The organism is Streptomyces sp. NPDC051051, assembly GCF_040682975.1.
Taxonomy (GTDB): Bacteria; Actinomycetota; Actinomycetes; order Streptomycetales; family Streptomycetaceae; genus Streptomyces.
On the sequence record NZ_JBFBCB010000147.1, the window covers coordinates 1 to 1,402 of the forward strand.

1 protein-coding gene is annotated in these 1,402 nt (G+C 67.3%); it reads left to right on the plus strand.

The annotated features are described in order from the left end of the window. The first annotated feature begins 53 nt into the window (after positions 1–53). A complete protein-coding gene (locus AB0N31_RS36525) occupies positions 54–1,238 on the plus strand; it encodes an IS701 family transposase (protein WP_366062844.1) in 1,185 nt (394 codons plus the stop codon). Positions 1,239–1,402 lie beyond the last annotated feature (164 nt).

Here is a 1,402-nt window from a genome sequence, read left to right on the forward strand (position 1 = left end):
TACTGCAACGGTGCTTGCCGTGACTGCTGACCAGTTCGTTCGTTGGTTTGGTCATGGGTGGGGACCTTGCTGATGTCAGGTTGTGGGCGAGTGAACTCGAGGCGGTGCATGGGCGGTTCGTGCACCGGTTCAGCAGGTCGGAGCCGAGGGAGTCGGCGCTGGCGTATATGCAGGGCCTGATTGCTCCGCTGCAGCGCAAGAACGGCTGGACGCTGGCGGAGGAGGCCGGCCACGACGGTCCGGACCGTATCCAGCGGATGCTGAACCGGATCGACTGGGACGCCGACGAGGTTCTCGATGACGTACGCCGGTACGTGGTCGACAACCTGGGTGACCGGGACGCCGTCCTGATCGTGGACGACACCGGCTTCCTGAAGAAGGGGATGCGGTCGGCCGGCGTGCAGCGGCAGTACTCCGGCACCGCCGGGCGGACGGAGAACTGCCAGATCGGTGTCTTCCTCGCCTACGCCACCAGCCGCGGGCGGACACTGATCGACCGGCGGCTGTATCTGCCTACCTCCTGGACGGATGACCGGGAACGGTGCCGCCGGGCCGGCATCGACGACGCGGTCGCCTTCGCCACGAAGGTGGCCATGGCCAAGGCGATGGTCCGCAAAGCGATCGCCGACAAGATGCCCTTCCGGTGGGTGACCGCGGACGCCGCCTACGGCTTCTCCAAAGGCTGGCGCTACGAGCTCGAGCAGGCGGACGTCTTCCACGTCATGGCCACCACCCGCCACGACACCGTCGTCACCCGCTTCGCCCTCGACCACCCCGTCCACGACCTGTTCCCCGACCTGCCCCGGCAGAAGTGGAAACGCCGCTCCTGCGGCGACGGCGTCCACGGCCGGCGGATCTACGACTGGGCGCGGGTTGAGGTCCGGCCCTGGCACCGGCCCGATCGCCGACACTGGGTCCTCGCCCGCCGCAGCGTCCACCGGCCCGAGGAGATCTCCTACTACATCGCCTACTGCCCCGCCGGCACCACCCTCGATGAGCTGATCCGCATCGCGGGCAGCCGCTGGGCCGTGGAGGAATGCTTCCAGACCGCGAAACAGGAGTGCGGCCTGGACGACTACCAGGTCCGCCGCTATCCCGGCTGGCACCGCCACATGACCCTGGCCATGGCCGCCCACGCCTGCCTGACCGTCCTGCGGGCTCGAGAGCTGGATGCGGACAAAGCAGAAACGGATCCTCCCCGCTCATCCACCTCAGCCTCGCCGAGATCAGACGCCTGATCACCCGCCTCACCAACCGCCGCCCCACACCCGTCGACCACATCCTGCACTGGTCGACATGGCGCCGCAGACGACAACACCAGGCCCGCATCAGTCACTACAAACGGCGCGGACACAGTCCCTGAAACTGGTCAGCAATCAGCACAAGCACCGTTGCAGTACTA

Excerpts from the sequence above, each read along its gene's own strand:
- AB0N31_RS36525 (WP_366062844.1), top strand. The coding sequence starts at position 54 with ATGGGTGGGGACCTTGCTGATGTCAGGTTGTGGGCGAGTGAACTCGAG.